Source organism: Candidatus Portiera aleyrodidarum, from assembly GCF_902713745.1.
Lineage (GTDB): Bacteria > Pseudomonadota > Gammaproteobacteria > Johnevansiales > Johnevansiaceae > Portiera > Portiera aleyrodidarum_D.
On record NZ_CACTJB010000002.1, the window covers coordinates 36,900 to 55,167 of the forward strand.

Genomic DNA, 18,268 nt, shown 5'->3' on the forward strand with positions numbered 1-18,268 from the left:
TTGTTATCCTTTCATTTCCTTTATTTATGTTTTTTTGTTAAGTTATCTGTTAATAATTTACCATTTAAATGATCAATTTCATGCTGTATACATTGTGCAATTAATCCATACGCATTAATAATAAACTTATTACCATTTAAATCTATTGCATTTATTATGCAATTAATAGATCTATAAATAAATTCAAAGTAATTAGGAATCGACAAACAGCCCTCTTTAACTTTTTTATATTTTGTACTTACATAGCTATATTTTGGATTAATTATAATTAATGGTTGATTATAAGTTTTGCTAATGTCCATAACAAAAATCCTGATATGTTTATTGATTTGTGTAGCTGATAAGCCTATACCTTGATGTGAATACATGGTATTAATCATCTTAAAAATTAAAGCTTTTATTTTATTATTTATATTTTTAATTGGTTTTGCTATAATATTAAGACGTTTATCTGGGTATTTTAAAATTTTCATATACTTTGATAGGTTATTTAAATAATGAAAAAAAAAATTATTTGTGTTTTTGGTAAACCAATCAACCATTCTTTGTCACCTATAATACACAATTATTTTTATAAAAAAAATAATATTTCTTTATATTATAAAGCTTTAAACATTAAAAATAAAAAAATGTTAAAAAAAGAATGGATAAACTTGGTTAAATGTGGGGGTATAGGATTAAATGTTACAGTTCCCTATAAACATTATGCAATTAAACTAGCAAATAAAGTGTGTTATAGAGCAAAAATTGCAGGAGCAGTAAACACTTTAATAATAAATAAAACAAATTTATATGGCGATACAACAGATGGAGTAGGATTAATAAGAGATTTAAAACGATTAAAAATAAAATTATTAAATAAACGTATTCTTTTATTAGGAGCAGGAGGTGCAATAAATAGCATAATTCAACAATTATTAGATTTAGGTCCTAAAAAAATTTATTTAGTTAACAGGACGTTATTAAAATGTAAAGAAATAATAAATAGATTTAATTTAAAAAATATAATTAAATTTTGTTCGTATGAGGCCTTAAAAAACAAAAAGTCTTTTGATGTTATAATTAATGGTACAAGTTTAAGTATAAAAAAAGATAAAATCTCTTTATACAAAAATATTTTTAAAAAGACAATAGCTTATGATTTAATGTATTCAAATTTAATGACTAATTTTTTACTTTTTTCAAAGCTTAATAAAGCTAAAATATATGATGGTTTAGGTATGTTAATTGAACAAGCTGCTGAAACATATTTTTTATTAAATAATATACACCCTAAAACAAAAAATTTACATAAAACCTTAAGAAATTTGTTAAATAATAATGATAAAAAAAAATATTATTGATTATATTAGCAAAGAAATAATAAATCGAAGTGCTTTTAACAAAAAAAAAATTAGAACTAGGTTTTCGCCAGAACCAAACGGTTGTTTACATATTGGGCATGCAAAAGCAATTTGGGTAAATTATAATATAGCAAAATTTTTACATGGAAAATGTTATCTTCGATTAGATGATACGAATCCTATCAAAGAAAATAAGATATATATTACTTCTATATTAGAAGATATACATTGGTTAGGTTATGAATTTAAAACTATTTATTATGCTTCTAATTATTTTACTAAATTATATGAATGGGCTTTATTTTTAATAAAACAAGGTAAGGCTTATGTTGACGATTTATCTTTAACAGAGATAAAAAAATATAGAGGTGATTTTAAATCATTTGGATATAATAGTCCTTATAGAATGCGTAGTATAAAAGATAACATTTTTTTATTTAAAAAAATGTATAAGGGTTTTGTTAAAGAAGGTAATAAAGTGTTACGGGCAAAAATTGATATGAAATCTAAGAATATAATTTTAAGAGATCCTATAATGTATCGTATTATAAATATTTATCATTACAGAACTGGAAATAAATGGAAAATATATCCGTCTTATGATTTTACTCACGGTCAATCTGATATATTAGAAAGAATAACACATTCAATGTGTACATTAGAATTTGAAAATAATCGACATTTATATTATTGGTTTATTAAAAATATCTTTAATACAAAATCACATTATCCAAAACAAATAGAATTTTCTCGAATGAATATAAAATATTCGTTAACTTCTAAAAGAAAAATAAAAGGATTAATAGATAACAAAATTATTTTTGGATGGGATGATCCTAGATTATCAACGGTTTCTGGAATGAGACGCAGAGGTTATACCTCTACGTCTTTAAATAAATTATGTAAACTAACAGGGATAACAAGATCAAATAATCTTATCGACATAAATATGCAATATTATGTTATACGTTCTGATTTAGAAAATAAAGTTATTAGAGTAATGTGTGTAAGTAATCCAATAAAGTTGGTATTAACAAATTTAATTGTAGATTATGAAGAAGTAATTCACGTTAAAAATCATCCGTTTATAGAAATGGGGACGAGGAGCTTATTTTTTAATAGAGAAATTTGGATAGATTTAAATGATTTTAATAGTAGTCAAAACAAAAAATTTTTTAGATTATCGTTAGGAGCAAAAGTACGTTTACGTCATTCGTATATAATAAAATGTAATAAAATTATTTATTTAAATAATAAAAAGATAAAAGAAATACAAGGTATTGTTTATTTAAACACTAAAAATAAAAATATTGAAGGAAAAAAAATAAAAGGAGTAATTCATTGGGTAAGTGTGAAACACGGTGTTAAGATTGAAATACGTCATTATAAAAATTTATTAAAAAACAATAGAAAAAATATTTTAATTAAAAATTCTTTAAAACTTAATAAATCTATTGGGGAGCCTATATTATCTAAGATAAAACCTGAAACCAAAATACAATTCGAAAGAGTTGGTTATTTTTGCGCTGATAGATATGACTTTAATAAAAATAATTTGGTATTTAACAAAATAATAAGTTTAAAAAGTTAAGGTGATTTGATTAATTGTTTATTTTTAATACCTTAAATAATTCTAAAGATTTATTAATTCCTATAAAATTTAATACATTAAAAACATATGTTTGTGGAATTACTGTATATGATTATTGCCATTTGGGTCATGGAAGAAATATGTTTATTTTTTATTTAATAAATAAATATTTTAAAAGTAGAGGCTATAAAATAAAATATGTAAGAAATATAACCGATATAGATAAAAAAATTATAAAAAAATCTATAAAAAATAAAGAATCTATGAAGAAATTAACAAAAAGAATAATTAATTCAATATGTAAAGATGAAAAACAATTAGGTTTATTGTCTCCTGATTATGAGCCTAAAGTGAGTAACTATAAAAATAGTATTATATATTATATAAAGAAATTAATAAAAAAAGATTTTGCCTATATTATTAATGGGAATGTTTATTTTAACATAAATAAACATAAGATATATGGTATGTTAAGTAATCAAACCATAAAGTTTTTAGATTTATTTTTAAGTAAAAAGGATAATAAATATAAAAAAAATAAATTAGATTTTAGTTTATGGAAAAAATTAACAACACCAACACAGTTTAAATATAGTTGGGATTCTCCGTGGAGTGTTGGTTTACCAGGATGGCATATTGAATGTTCTGTGTTATCAAAAATATATTTAGGTAATAAATTTGATATACATGGAGGAGGATTAGACTTAATTTTCCCACACCATGAAAATGAAAAAGCTCAAAGTGAATTAATTTTTTGTAAACCCCATGTTAATATATGGATGCATTCAGGACATTTAAATATAAATGATAAAAAAATGTCTAAATCTTTAAATAATATTATAATATTGCGTAGTATATTAAATCAATATCATAATGAAGTAATTAAATATTTTTTTCTTTTAACGCATTATAGAAAATCAATCAATTTTACTAAAAATCAATTAGATATAGCTTTTAATTCCTTAAAAATTTTTTATAAAACAATCAATTTTATTACACCAATAAAAAGAAAAGAAAAAAATAATAATTTGTTTTATAATAAACTTATTTTAGCATTAGAAAATGATTTTAATACAGTAAAAGCAATTTCCATTTTATTTGAAATAATGTATAAAATCAAAAATATTTTTGATTTAGGTAAAATCAAACCAGCTCAAGATTTATGTTTTGAATTAATACGTTTAGGAAAATTACTAGGACTTTTAAATTATGTACCAACCAAATTTTTAAAAACAAATATATGTTTCAATATAAAACAAAAACAACTTGAAACTTTATTTTTAATACGTAATATTTCAAAAAAGGAAAATTTTTTTTTACAATCCGATAAATTAAGAACTTCTTTATTTACTTTTGATGTTTTTCTTCCGGATTTTTATAAAAGGAATCTTTGGTATTCGTCATTATGATGTTCAAATGCGGAGTATAGCGCAGTCTGGTAGCGCACCTGCTTTGGGTGTAGGTTGTCGTGGGTTCAAATCCCTCTACTCCGATATGCGTCCATAGCTCAATAGGAAAGAGCAACGGCCTTCTAAGTCGTAGGTTGCAGGTTCAACTCCTGCTGGACGTATAAGAAGTAATAAGGTGGGTGTAGCTCAGAGGTAGAGCACCGGAATGTGGATCCAGTGGTCGTGGGTTCGAATCCCATCATCCACCTAAAGTAAAGATGAGGGAGTATTGCAGAATTATGATGAACTATTATAAATTTATAAAAGATAATTTAGTTCCAATTGTAATAGATAATAAGTTTAGAGGGGATGTGTCATACGATATTTATTCACGTCTTTTAAAAGAACGTATAATTTTTATAGTAGGTAATATTGAAGATAACAAAGCTAATTTAATTGTAGCGCAATTATTATATTTAGAATATGAGAATCCAAAGAAAGATATTAATTTGTATATAAATTCTCCAGGAGGTATAGTAACAGCAGGTATGTCGATTTATGATACTATGCAATATGTAAAACCTGATGTTGCAACTATTTGCATGGGACAAGCAGCAAGTATGGCAGCAATAATTTTAACAGGAGGCAAAAAAGGAAAACGTTTTTGTTTACCAAATGCTAGAATTATGATTCATCAACCAATAGGTAAGTTTCAAGGTCAAGCTAGTGATATAGAAATACATACAAAAGAAATCTTATCGTTAAAAACAAAACTTAATAAAATTTTATCTCAACAAACAGGTCAAAATATAGAACAAATAAAGATAGACACAGATAGGGATAAATTTATGGACGCTAAACAAGCTTTAGATTATGGGATAATTGATTATATTATAACAAATCGTTGAAATGTTCAAATAGTTTTAAGGTAATGTATTATGAATTTTAATAATGTAAAATTTTTATATTGTTCTTTTTGTTGTAAACATGAAAAAGAATTAAATAAATTAATATCAGGGAATTCAGTATATATTTGTAATGAATGTATATATTTATGTAATGAAATTTTAAAGGAAGAAATAATAAATGTAGGCTATAATTTTTATTTACCAAAACCTAAAAAAATTTTTAATTTTTTAAATAAATATATTATAGGTCAAAAAAGAGCCAAAATAGTTTTGGCAGTAGCTGTTTTTAATCATTATAAACGGTTAAAATATAAGAAAATTAATAATATAAAAATTGAAAAAAGCAATATTTTATTAATTGGACCAACAGGTGTCGGAAAAACCTTATTTGCAGAAACGTTAGCTTTATTGCTTAAGGTTCCTTTTACAATTGCTGATGCAACATCTTTAACAGAAGCAGGTTATGTTGGAGAGGATGTAGAAATAATAATTCAAAGTTTATTGCAAAAATGTAATTATAATATAGATCAAGCCCAAAAGGGCATAGTATATATAGATGAAATTGATAAAATATCTAAAAAATCAGAAAATATTTCAATAACAAGAGATGTTTCAGGCGAAGGGGTGCAGCAATCATTGTTAAAATTAATTGAAGGAACAATAGCTTTAATACCACCTAAAGGTTTAAGAAAACATCCTCAACAAAAATTTTTAAAAGTAAATACAAAAAATATTTTATTTATTGTTGGTGGAGCTTTTTTAGGTTTAGAAAAAATAATCAATAATAAAGAGAAAAATAGTATTGGTTTTACTTCAAAATTACAAAAAAAAAAGAACTCAGGTGATGTTCTAAAAAATGTAAATAATGAAGATTTAATAAAGTTTGGTTTGATCCCCGAATTTATTGGTCGCTTTCCAAATGTAGTTACTTTAAATGAATTAAATAAATTTGATTTATTAAGAATCTTAAAGTATCCCCAAAATTCATTATTACAACAATATTCATGCTTATTTAAGCTTGATGGTGTGGAGTTGTGTTTTGACAAAAAAGCACTTAAAGCTATTGTTACGAAAGCTATAATATTAAAAAATGGTGCTAGAGGCTTACGTTCTATAATAGAAAAGGTATTATTAGACACTATGTTTAAATTACCTTCAACAAAAAATGTAATAAAGATTATTATAAATGAAAAGGTACTTTTAGGAAAACAACAACCTTTATTACTTTATAAAACAACTTAACAATAAAAAGAAATCTTTTTTATGAATTATATTAAAACCATTTTGAATATAATATTATTTTTAACATTATTATTTTCTATATTAACGGCTCTTATGATTAGTAGAACACCTCAAGGTGCTATTGCTTGGTTAATATCGTTAATAACGTTTCCTTATTTATCAATTCCTATATTTTGGATATTATCTTGTCCTAATTTTTGTGGATACATAAGAAAAACAAATAGTTTACATATAAAAAAATTAAAACACTATTTAAATATAACTTGTTATTGTAATGTAAAAGTAGTAGAAAAGTTAGCAATTCTGCCTTTGACAAAATCAAATGGTGTCAAATTATTAATTAATGGGTATATTACATTTAAAAGTATGTTTGATGGTATTAAAAGAGCAAAAAAATATATATTACTTCAATTTTTTATCATAAAAAATGATAACCTAGGTCAGAAATTTAAAAAACTTTTAATATATAGTGCAAAGAAAGGAGTTCAAATTTTTTTTATTTATGATAAGATAGGAAGCCGCACTTTATCAAGCATTTTTATAAAAGAATTAAAAAAAGCAGGAATAAAATTTTATTATTTTGGTTTTTGTAAAGGATGGAAAAATATTTTATTTTTAAATTATTGTAATCATAGAAAATTAATAATAGTAGATGGTAAAGAAGCATGGATAGGAGGATTAAATATAGGACTTGAATATTTAGGTAGAAATAAAAAAATAGGATATTGGAGAGATACACATTTACATATAATAGGACCTAGTGTTTTATTTTTACAAGAAATTTTTTTAGAAGACTGGTATTGGACAACAGAAACAAAAATAAAAAATTTAAATTGGAAACCCAAGCCCATAATATCAAACAAAAAAAATCAACATATAATTATTGTACCAAGTGGTCCTGTTTATAATTTAAATAATGCAAGCCTATTAATTCAAAATTCAATAAATATAGCAAAACAAAAATTTTGGATAACTAGTCCTTATTTTATTCCAGATCAAAGTGTAATGGATTCATTAAAATTAGCAGCATTAAGAGGTGTAGATGTTAAAATAATTATACCGGAACGTACAGATCATTTATTGGTTTATTTATCTACATTTAGTTATTTATCTGAATTAATAAAATTTGGAGTAAAAATTTATAAATATATTAAAGGTTTTTTACATCAAAAAGTTATGTTAATAGATAATCATACAGCATCAGTAGGAACTATAAACTTAGATAATAGATCTTTTAGATTAAATTTTGAAATAACAGCATATATAATTGATTATGATTTTGCTAAAGATGTTGATTATATGTTAAAACAAGATTTATTATATTGTAAAAAAATGAAATTGAATGAAATAAAATGTCGTTCTTTAATAAATAAATTACTTTCCAAAACAGCTTTTTTAGCGTCCCCTCTACAATAATAAACTAAAATAAAAATAAATAAATAATTATTTGACGTTAAGTATTATTGTTGCTATGGAAAAAAAAATTAAAACTCCTAGTGAATCACATAACGTTGAAACTAAAGGCGCACTAGCAGCTGCAGGATCAAATCCCAATCGATTTAAAAAAAAAGGTAAGGACATTCCAAGTAAACTGCCTATTATTACAATGATTATCATACTAATCGCTACAGAATATGCTACTTCGATTCCTCCTCGAATATACCCAATTGGATAAATCACAATGGCCATGGTACTACCTAAAATCCCTGAAACTAATAATTCTTTACTCATTAATTTAGCCCAATCTTTAATATTAATTTCTCCTGTGCCTAAACCTCTAATCATAAGAGTAGCTGCTTGTGATCCAGCATTACCACCACTACCAATTAATAAAGGCAAGAAAAAAACTAAAGATATTTTAGAAGAAATAGTATCTTCATATTTTGATATGCCAGCTCCAGAAAACAAATTACCAAAAATTAATAAAACTAACCAAAATATACGTTTACTATATAACGTCCATAAATTAGTACGAATGATATTATATTCTAAAGTACCTACACTTCCTGATTTATGAAAATCATCTGTTGTTTCTCTTTCTACAACATCCATAGCATCATCATAAGTTATAATGCCCACTAATTTATGTTCCGAATTAATTACAGGGATAGCCAAAAAATCATAATGTGAAATCATTTTTGTTACATATTCTTGTTTTGAATTGGTATGAACATATATTACATCTTTTATCATTAAATCTTGTATTAAAGCAATAGGATTAGCTAAAATAATTTGTCGTAATGATAATGTTCCAGTTAATTTTTGATTTTTATCCAACACATAAATTTGATATATTGTTTCTGCATCAGGTGCTGTTTGTTTAATTTTGTTCAATGCTTGCATTGCATTTATATTTTCAGGAATAACAACATAATTAGATGTCATAATAGCACCAGCAGTTCCATCTTCATAACTAGAAAGTTTAATAATATTTTCTCTAACTTTATTTGCCATACTACGTAAAATATTTTCTCTACGTATTGGTTCAAACATATTAAATACATCAGCACTATCATCAGAATTCATTTTTACAAAAATTTTTATTATTTCTTCATTATTAAGTTCTTTAGTAATTTCAAATTGTTTATCTTTTGGTAAATAAGAAAAAATATCAGCTTTTCTTTTGGAGCTTTGACTATTTAAGATTTGTATTATGACTTTATTTGATTTCCGTGAGATCATTTCAGCTATGTCAGCTGAACGACAATATTTTAATAAGCTTTTTATTTTTTTATAATTTTTGTTTGATAAAGCTTTAAATAATTTAGGAAAAATATTATTTATTTTCATTAATATCTCTTGTTTAAATTGTATAATATATGTCAATATCCTCATTATAATAAAAACATAGCGTTATGGAAATAAAAATGCGTATTAATTATTGTGGTAAAGTCAATCAAAAATTTATAAATTGTTATGTAATTTTATATGGATGGGTTTATAAAATTCGTGATCATGGAGGGATCTTATTTATAGATTTACGAGATATGTATGGCAGAATACAAATAGTGATTGATTCCAAAAAACTTGATTTTACAAAATTTGTGTTAGCAAAAAAACTCAAATCTGAATATATTATAAAAATAATAGGATTAATAAAATTAAGACCTATAAAAAATTATATAACAAATATGATTGATATATTTGCAATTGACTTAAATATTTTAAGTAAATCAATAAATTTACCGTTCAAATTAAATGAAAATAAAAAAATTAAAGAAGAATTAAGATTTCAATACCGTTATATTGATTTACGTCGTAAAAAATACATAAATAAGTTACTTCTTCGATCTAAAATTAATCATAACATTAGAAGTTTTTTACATTTAAATAAATTCATTGAGGTTGAAACACCTATATTAAGTAATCTCACAATTGAAGGAGCCCGTACTTTTATTATACAAAGTCATAAAACTAAAACCCTAAAGAATTTTTTTGCTTTACCTCAATCCCCTCAAATATATAAACAAATTTTAATGTTTTCAGGTTTAGATAGATATTATCAAATTGCTAAATGTTTTAGAGATGAAGATTTACGGTCTGATAGACAACCAGAATTTACACAAATAGATATAGAAACTTCCTTTATGAATCAACAAGTAATAATAAATCTAATTGAAAATATGATAAAGTCATTATTTAAAGATTTTTTTAATTTAAATTTCTCAACCGAATTTAAAAAAATAGAATATACAGAGGCTATAAAAAAATATGGAACAGATAAACCAGATTTAAGAATACCTATAAAAATAAAAGATATTGCGTTTCCTAAAAATCTAATTCATTTGACGGGGTTACAGAGCAAAAGTAACAACAAAAATAATAGAATAGCTGCTATAAAACTAAAAGGTGGTGTGTTTTTATCTGCAAAACAAATTAAAAGATATATTACTTTGGTTCAAGAATATGGTGCAAAAAGGTTGATTTGGATAAAATTTTACAATATAAATTTAGGGGTAAATGGTTTAAAATCTCCTATTTTTAAACATATAACAGAGGAATATTGTAAATACCTTATAAAAAAATTGCATTTAAAAAATGGAGATATAATTTTTTGTTGTGGAGATAAAACAAATACGGTAAACCATTCCTTTTCTGTTTTAATAGCAAAATTAGCAAAAGATTTTAAACTTTATATCAAACAATGGGCTCCTATTTGGGTGATAAATTTTCCTTTGTTTAAATGTGATGATTTAGGAATTTTAACATCATACCATCATCCATTTACTTCACCTGCACCTAAATCTAAATTAGACGACTTAATATATAATCCAGCACAAGCTTTTGCTAATTCTTTTGATTTAATAATTAATGGTATTGAATTAGGGGGTGGGTCAATTCGTATTAAAAATGACAAACTTCAAAAAATAATTTTAAAACTTTTAGGATTAACTTATACAAAAATTAATAAAAATTTTGGTTTTTTTTTAAAAGCGTTTAAATATGGTGTGCCCTATCATGGTGGGTTAGCTTTAGGTTTAGATCGTATAGTAATGTTATTAACAAAATCTAATAATATAAGAGATGTTATTGCGTTTCCTAAAAATAACAAATTGTTTTGTCCTTTAACTGGAGAACCGTCATAAATTTATATTATCATTTCTGCTCCTGAGATGAGTTGCTTTGTTATTGGATTGAGGTTTAGTTGTTGAGTTAGTTTAGTGTAAATTAATTTAAAACAAGTTAATGAGTTGTGGTGTAATGAGATGAGATGTAATGTTGTTATGATATGTGTTGTAGTTTGTTTTGTTTTGTTTTGTTTGTGGGGTTGTGTAATGTAATGGTTTGTTATGTGTTGTAAGTTGTGGGTGTTGGTGTTGGTGTTGGTTTGGTTTGGTTTGTAATGGAGTTTGTTTGGGTTGTGTTGTTATTTGTTGTGTTGAAGTGTTTTGATATGTTTTGTTTTGAAGTGTTTTGTTGTGTTTGTTTTTTAAGTTGGGTTAATGTAAGTTAAGTTAAGTTTTTTTAAGTTGGGTTAAGTTTTCTTAAGTTGTGTTGAGATGAGATGAGATGAAGTGTGTTGGTTTAAGTTAAGTTGGTTTGTGGTTTGGTGTAATGGTTTGTAATGGTTTGGTTTGGTTTTGTTTTGTTTTGTTTTGTTTTGTTTGGTTTGTAATGGTTTGTGTTGAGATGAGATGAGATGAGATGTTATGGTATGTGTTGAAGTGAGATGAGATGAAGTGAAGTGTTATTAGTTGTGTTGTAAGTTGTTTTGTTTGTAATGGTTTAGTTATGTTTTAAATGGTTTGTAATGGTTTGGTTTAAGTTGGTTTGGTTTAAGTTATTTTAAGTTATTTCATTTCATTTCAAGTTGTTGTGTTATGTTATGTGGTATGTTGTGTAATGTAATGGTTTGTGTTGTGTTATTATGTGTTGAAGTGTGATGAGATGAAGTGTTATGTTATGATATGATATGATATGTTATGTTATGTTATTTTATGTGGTATGTTGTGTGGTTTTGATTAAGTTGTGTTGGTTTTGTTTGTAATGGAGTTTGTTTGGAGGTGTTTGATTGTATTAACTTAATGTTTTTTGCTTTAAGTTAGTGTGAGTTACTTTAAGGTGTTGTTCTTTTCTTTTGAGATGAGATGAGTTTAGTTGTGGTATGTTTAGTTGTGTAATGTTTTAACTTGTGGTGTTATGTTATGTTATGTTATGTTCTTTTATGTGGTTTTTACATTACATTTGTGTAAGTTTGTATTAAGTTTGAATTGTTGTTGAATTGAATTGAATTGATTGTTTTAAATTGTTTTATGTTGTTTTGAAGTGTTTTGTTTTGTTTTAAGTTGTTTTGTTTTAATTTAAGTTGTTTTGAATTGTTTTAAGTTATGTTATGTTATGTTATGTTGTTTTGAATTGTTTTGTTTTGTTTTGTTTTGTTTTGTTTTAAGTTGTTTTGAATTGTTTTTGTAATGTTTTTGAAGTGTTTTTGTAATAAGTTGTTATGTTTTGTAAGTTAATGTAATGCTTTGAAGTCATTTGTGGTGTATTTTAATGTGGTGTTATGGTTTATGTTATGTTATGTGGTTTTGATTAAGTTGTTTAATGTTTGTTATGAATTGTTTTTTTTGTGGTATGTTTGAATTGATTTTATTTGAAGTGTTTTGTAATGATTGTTTTTGTAATGTTTTTGACTTTTTTTGACTTGACTTGACTTGATTTGATTTGATTTGATTTGATTTGTGTTGATTTGATTTGATTTGACTTGACTTGACTTTTTTTGACTTGATTTTATTTTATTTGATTTTTCTTGATTTGATTTGACTTGACTTGACTTGACTTGTTTTGACTTGACTTGATTTGAAACGATTTTTGTGTTGATTTGAATTGATTGTTTAAAGTTGTGGTATGTAATGATATGTTTGGTGTAAGTTAATGTAATGCTTTGTAATGTAATGTAATGTAATTTTTTTGTAAGGGGTTGTGTTGTGTAAGTGTAAGTGTGTTGTAAGTTAATGTAATCAAAAACAAGTCAAGTTAGTGTAGTTTAGTGTTGTTGTGTAAGTTAGGTTTAGGTTAATGAGTTGTGGTTTGTAATGCTTTGTGGTGTAATGGTTGTAAGTTATAATGTAGTGTAGTGTAGTGTAAGTTGTATTAAGTTAATGTTAGTTGTTGTGTTGTGTTATGTTATGTAATGTGGTTTTGGTTTATTTTATTAATTTGTAATGTAATGTAATGGTGTTGTGTGGTTTGAAATGAAGTGTAAGTTTTTGAATTGATTTGATTGTTTTGGATTAAATTGATATGAAGTGTTTTAAATTAAATTAAATTGTTTTGAAGTGTTTTGGATTAACTTAACTTAACTTGTTATGTTATGTGGTTTTAAATTGTATTGGTTTAAATTAAATTAAATTAAATTACATTGTATTGTATTGTATTGGTTTGGTTTGGTTTGTATTGTATTGTATTAAATTACATTACATTACATTAGTGTAAGTTGGTGTTGTGTGTTTTTGAGGTCTTTTAAGTTGTTATGTTTTGATTTAGTGTATTTTGTTTAATATAAGTTGAATTTAGTTGTGGTGTGTGGTGTGGAAGTGTTTAGTTGTGTATTGTAAGTTAATGTTGTATTGTATTAATTTACATTAACTTAAGTTTGTGTATTTGTTTTAGTTTAGGTTTATGTTTATGTGTTGTAGTGTAATAAGTTAGTGTGTTATGTTTTGTAATGGGTTGGTTCTATTGTATTAATAAGTTGTAATGGTTTGGTTTGTGTTGTGTTGTGTTGTGTTGAAGTGTGTTGCTTTGGATTAGTGTAGTTAATGTAATAGTTTGTTTTAAATTAAATTGATATGTTTTGAAGTGTTTTAAATTGTTTTTTTTTTGTAATGTAAGTTAAGTTGTTTTAGTTTAGTGTAGTGTAATTTGTTTGTAATGTATTTTATTTTAATGTGTTTTTTTTAGGTCTGGTCTGGTCTGGTCTGGTCTGTTTTGATTGTTTTTGTAATGAATTGATTGATTGGATTTTAATGTTTTTGATTACATTAACCTAACTTACACTACACAAAATAAAATACCAAACTTTAAAAACTTGAAATGAAATAACTTAAAAAACAAACTCAAACTTACACAACAAATAACAACACAACACCTCATTACATTACATTACAAACCAAAACATATAACAACATTACATCTCATCTCATTACACCAAACATTACATACCACATTAACTTATATTAAAATAACATAACTTACAAAGCATAGCAACACAACAACTTACAACACTAATACACTTCACTTCAACACTTCCACAACTTACAACACACTAAACTAAAACAACACAACTTAATAAACCATTACAAAACATTACATTAAATTACACCACAAATGACTTCAACTTAAGTTAACACACCACATAACACCTCAATACAAAGCATAGCACCACAACACATAACCCCTCAACAAAAACAATAAAAGCACCACAACACATAACAACACAGCACATTAGTACCGCACAAACAGTACTGCTATGCTACAACAAGACAACAACAAATCACAGCCCTGCACCATCCTTAAATTACATTACAAAATAACACAAACCAGCACATCAAAAAAAAACATTCCAAAACAAACAAGCAAACAAACGAACGTACAACCAAAAACCACAAAAACTATTGGAAGGCGTGGGATTTGAACCCACGAATTTTATTAATCAAATTACTTATTTTCGAGACAAGTGCAATCAACCACTCTGCCAGCCTTCCAAAACTCTTATTTTTGAGTTGACTTAAGCTGTGTTGACTTGAGAGTGAGTATTTTGCTTAAGTTTTGTTTTTTATCCTGTGCAGTCTGTGCTTTGTAATAAACTGTTTAGTTGAGCTGAAATGCTTTGTAGTAATGTGAAGGTGTGGTCTTGCTGTGATTTGTTTTAAAGTTATTTTGATGGGTATTTTATTGTCTTGTTATAATATGTAATACAGTGCAGTGATATGTAATGTTGTGTGGTTGTTTTAAGTTAATATAAGTTGTTGCTTTGATATGGTTTTGCTTTGGTTTAAATTGTATTGGTGTGGTTTACATTAATAAGTTGAGTTGTTATTAGTGTTGTGTAATGTAATGAGGTGTTGTGTTGTTATTTGTTGTGTAAGTTTGAATTGTTTTTATGTGTTGTTATTTTAAGTTATTTTATTTTGCTTTGAGTGCTTTAAGTTTTTAAATGTGGTTTGTGGTTGTTGTTTAATATAATTTAAGTTGTGTTATTTTGTAATGGATTAGTGTAAGGTAAGGTTAGGTTAAGTTAATGTAATGTTGTGTAGTGTTTTGTAAGTTGTTATGGTATGTTATGTGTTAAGTTTTTTTTGTTTTGTTTTAAGTTTGTTTAATTTGTGTAGTGTAATGTATTTTGTTTTAAGTTAATGTGTTATGGTTTGTAATTAGTTAATGTAATGTGTTATGTTTTGTTTTAATGTATTGTTTTGTAATGGTTTATGTTATGTTTTAAATTGGTTTACACCACAAATAAAAACAAAACAAAAAATTAAATTAAGTGTTGTAAGGTTAAGTTAATGTTGTTTACATTAATGTAAAGGTTGCTTTAATATAATATAAGTTGTTATGTAATGTGTTATATGTTGTTTAAGTTGCTATGCTTTGTAAGGTTAGGGGTTGTGTTGAAGTGAAGTGTGTTGTAGTGTAAGTTGTTGTGTTGCTATGCTTTGTAAGTGTGTTATTTTGTGTTGTTATTTGTTGTGTTGTTATGTGTTATGTGTAAGGTTGTTTTAAATTAAATTAAATTGTTTTAATGTGTTTTAGTTTAGTTTAGGTTAATGTAAGTTTAGTTAATGTAATGTGTTATGTTTAGGATTAATTAAGTTGTTGTGTAGTGTAATATAAGTTGTGTAAGGTTGTTTTAAATGTTGTTTAGTTGTAATGTTTGTTTTGTTTTTGAATTGTAAGTTTTAAATTAACACTAATACACTTCATCTCATCTCACACTCACAGCAACACAACATATAACAACTTACACTACAACACAACAAATAACATTACACAACATTAAAATAAACAATATTACATTACACATAACTAACTTAGTGTTGTAAGTTGTTTTGTAATGGAATAAGTATTGACTTGTTTTGTACTATTTGTATTGAGGTGGTGTTGAGATGAGATGATATGATTTGATTTGATTTGTGTTTTGAATTGATGTGATGTTGTAGTTGATTTGTTGTTGATTTGATTTGTTTTTATTTGATGTGTTATGTTTTTTTTTTAAGTTGATTTTAATATAAGTTGTTATGTATATGTGTTAGTGTGTTGTAATGTTTTTTATATTTTTTGGATTAAGTTATGAGGTATTATGCTTTGCTTTAAGTTGTTAGAGGTGCTTTTTTTTGGTTGGTGAGGTGTTTTATTTTGTTGTTGAGTTGTAATGCTTTGGATTTTACTTTGTGTTGTTTAAGTTGTGTTGAAGTGAGATGAGATGAAGTGTTATGTTATGTGTTGTAAGTTGTTGTTATTTTATGTGTTGGTTTGTAATGGTTTGGTTTGGTTTGGTTTGGTTTGTAATGGAGTTTGTTTGTGTTGTGTTGTGTTGAAGTGTGTTGAAGTCTTTTTCTTTTGTTTTGGTTTAGTTGTTATGTTTTTGTTTTGTAATGGTATGTTTTTGATTGAGGTGTTGTTTTTTTGTGTAATGTTTTGTATTGGATTAATAAAATATAAGTTGTTATGTTATGTTATGTGTTGTTTAAGTTGTGTTATTTTGTGTTGAAGTGAGGTGATTTGATTAGCTTTGAATTGATTGTGTTGATATGTGTTGACTTTAAGTTTGTGTAAGTCGAGGTGTTATGTTTTTACGTTGTGTTAATTATAGTTTTTTTAAGTTGTATATGTTTAGGATTAGTTATGTGTAAGTTGAAGTGTGTTAAGTTAATGTAATGTTTTTTGCTTTAATGCTTTGTAAGTTGTATTAAGTTTAGTTGTAATGGTTTTGAATTGTTTTTTATGGTGTGTTGAAATTAAGTTGTTGTGTTTTATTGAGTTGTTTTAAGTTTTGTAATGGATCTTCTTGAGTTGATGTGCTGTGCTGTTTTTAAGTTAAGTTGTTTACATTAAGTGTAAGTTAGTTGTATTAAATTAAGTTTTGTTTTTATTGTACTTATTTTTTACATGCTTTGTAATGTTTTAATATAAATTTAGTTGTTGTTGTTTAATATAAGTTGTTATGTTATGTGTTGTTATTTGTTGTGTTGAGATGAGATGAGATGAAGTGTATTAGTGTTGTGTTGTTGTAGTTGGATTAATGTTTTGTGGTTTAAATTAATTTAAAACAAGTTAATGTAATGTAATTTAATGTGGTGTAATTTTTTTTAAGTTAGTGTTGTAATGTAATGGTTTTGTTTTACATTAAGTTGTAGGTGTAATGTTGTGTTGTTATGTTATGTTATGTGTTGATATGATATGCTTTGAGTGAAGTGTATTAGTGTTGTTTAATTTAAGTTGTATTTGAGTTGTTATTTGTTGTATTGTGTTGCTTTGGCTTTGAGTTTTCTTTGAGTGTGAGATGAGATGAAGTGTTATGTTATGTTATGTTATGGTTTGTTATTTTATTTTATGTGTTATTTTAATTTACACTATTTTGTATTAACTTAAGTTAGTGTATTTTATTAGTGTAATGGTGTGGTTTACAAAACAAAACAAAACAAAAAATTAAATTGGTTTGTATTGTATTAAATTACATTACATTACATTACATTAAGTTAGTGTAATTATTTTAAGTGTGTTTAGTTAATGTAAGTTATTTTGTATTAAATTTAGTTGTAATGCTTTGCTTTGTGTTGTTTAAGTAGGGTTGTTAAGTGTAAAACAATTCAAAACAAGTTGTTATTAGTGTGTTGTAAGGTTATGTTGTTAGAGGTGTATTAATATTAAGTTAGGTTTAGTTAATGTTGTTATTTGTTGTGTTGTGTTGTGTTGTAGTGTAAGTTGTTGTGTTATGTTGCTTTGTAAGTTATGTTATTTTGTTTTTACATTAAGTTGTTATTTGTTTTGTTTTTAAGTGTTTTCTATTTTAATATAAGTTGTGTTAAGTTTTTATTTACGTTAATTCTTACTTGAGGTGAGGGGTTAAGTGTTGGGTTTTAGGTGTTTATGTTGTAATGTAAAACACTTCAAATCAATCCAACTTAAATAACATTAACTTAAGTTAGTGTAATGTAATGTAATATAAGTTATGTTGTAATGGTTTGTATTAAGTTGTGTTGTTTTAGTTATGTGTAGTGTAATTAATTTATTTTGTGTTATTTTAAGGTTTTGTAATGTGTTGGTTTAATGTTGTATTAAGTTGCTTTGTGT

General features: G+C 25.2%; 9 protein-coding genes and 4 tRNA genes. 10 read left to right on the forward strand and 3 right to left on the reverse strand.

Annotated elements, in window-relative coordinates; genetic code table 11:
• Nucleotides 1-20 precede the first annotated feature (20 nt).
• Nucleotides 21-473 (reverse strand): peptide deformylase, encoded by a 453-nt coding sequence (def, locus tag H7S46_RS00810; RefSeq protein ID WP_183042955.1) that lies wholly within the window; start codon nt 471-473, stop codon nt 21-23.
• A 24-nt stretch (nt 474-497) separates the two neighbouring features.
• Between def and aroE the strand changes: the two genes are divergently transcribed.
• The 9 genes from aroE to cls all read left to right on the forward strand — a co-directional run bounded on the left by aroE (nt 498) and on the right by cls (nt 7,888).
• Nucleotides 498-1,343, forward strand: a complete 846-nt coding sequence (gene aroE, locus H7S46_RS00815; RefSeq protein WP_183042956.1) for a shikimate dehydrogenase — start codon at nt 498-500, stop codon at nt 1,341-1,343.
• Nucleotides 1,321-2,934, forward strand: a complete 1,614-nt coding sequence (glnS, locus tag H7S46_RS00820) for a glutamine--tRNA ligase (protein ID WP_183042957.1) — start codon at nt 1,321-1,323, stop codon at nt 2,932-2,934. Before aroE ends, glnS begins: the two co-directional genes overlap by 23 nt.
• Nucleotides 2,935-2,948: 14 nt before the next feature.
• A complete protein-coding gene (cysS, locus tag H7S46_RS00825) occupies nt 2,949-4,343 on the forward strand; it encodes a cysteine--tRNA ligase (protein WP_183042958.1) in 1,395 nt (464 codons plus the stop codon).
• A 10-nt stretch (nt 4,344-4,353) separates the two neighbouring features.
• Nucleotides 4,354-4,427 (forward strand) — tRNA-Pro (locus H7S46_RS00830).
• A 3-nt stretch (nt 4,428-4,430) separates the two neighbouring features.
• Nucleotides 4,431-4,504: transfer RNA gene (locus tag H7S46_RS00835), tRNA-Arg, on the forward strand.
• Between the two features lie 14 nt (nt 4,505-4,518).
• Nucleotides 4,519-4,590 (forward strand) — tRNA-His (locus tag H7S46_RS00840).
• 10 nt (nt 4,591-4,600) lie between these two features.
• Nucleotides 4,601-5,230: an ATP-dependent Clp endopeptidase proteolytic subunit ClpP gene (gene clpP / locus H7S46_RS00845; RefSeq protein WP_183042959.1), complete on the forward strand. Its 630-nt coding sequence runs from the start codon at nt 4,601-4,603 to the stop codon at nt 5,228-5,230.
• 30 nt (nt 5,231-5,260) lie between these two features.
• Nucleotides 5,261-6,472 (forward strand): ATP-dependent Clp protease ATP-binding subunit ClpX, encoded by a 1,212-nt coding sequence (gene clpX, locus H7S46_RS00850; protein WP_183042960.1) that lies wholly within the window; start codon nt 5,261-5,263, stop codon nt 6,470-6,472.
• Nucleotides 6,473-6,493: 21 nt separating this feature from the next.
• Nucleotides 6,494-7,888, forward strand: coding sequence for a cardiolipin synthase (gene cls / locus H7S46_RS00855; protein WP_183042961.1), 1,395 nt, complete (start codon nt 6,494-6,496; stop codon nt 7,886-7,888).
• A gap of 27 nt (nt 7,889-7,915) precedes the next feature.
• Here cls and mgtE read toward each other — a convergent pair whose 3' ends face one another.
• The gene (gene mgtE, locus H7S46_RS00860; protein WP_183043026.1) at nt 7,916-9,262 is read right to left on the reverse strand and encodes a magnesium transporter; all 1,347 of its coding nucleotides are present in this window, start codon (nt 9,260-9,262) and stop codon (nt 7,916-7,918) included.
• A gap of 65 nt (nt 9,263-9,327) precedes the next feature.
• Here mgtE and aspS point away from each other — a divergent pair, with 65 nt between their 5' ends.
• Nucleotides 9,328-11,058 carry an aspartate--tRNA ligase gene (aspS, locus tag H7S46_RS00865; protein ID WP_259645838.1) on the forward strand — a complete coding sequence of 577 codons (1,731 nt, stop codon included), beginning with the start codon at nt 9,328-9,330 and terminating at the stop codon, nt 11,056-11,058.
• A gap of 3,532 nt (nt 11,059-14,590) precedes the next feature.
• Here aspS and H7S46_RS00870 read toward each other — a convergent pair.
• Nucleotides 14,591-14,679 (reverse strand) — tRNA-Ser (locus tag H7S46_RS00870).
• Nucleotides 14,680-18,268 lie beyond the last annotated feature (3,589 nt).